Here is a 297-nt window from a genome sequence, read left to right on the forward strand (position 1 = left end):
CCTGCTCATGCTTGAAATACGGCTGTACCAGATCATGCATCGCCGCAATGCGCGCCATGCAAGTGCGTGCCTTTTCAAGCAGTGCAGTGGACGTCTTCGCGATCGGGCCGGAACGGGCTTCTTGCAATACGGAAGTGAAAAATCAAAAGGGTCAGAGTCGTTTGAAGCCGCCGCCTACACCGACCCGCTCGGGGCCACCACCGCCTACACCTACGACGGCGCGGGCCGACCGCTCTCCCGCCGCGACGGCGCCGGGCGCACGCTGGCCTATGATTACGATGGCGCCGGGCGCCTGAT

The 297-nt window shown here is 63.3% G+C and carries 1 protein-coding gene; it reads left to right on the plus strand.

The features are described from left to right. The coding region (locus tag DNK49_RS23890; protein ID WP_207807124.1) for an RHS repeat domain-containing protein at positions 1–297 on the plus strand (297 nt) is incomplete at both ends.

Origin of the sequence: Parazoarcus communis SWub3 = DSM 12120 (genome assembly GCF_003226565.1) — a bacterium.
GTDB classification, from domain to species: domain Bacteria; phylum Pseudomonadota; class Gammaproteobacteria; order Burkholderiales; family Rhodocyclaceae; genus Parazoarcus; species Parazoarcus communis.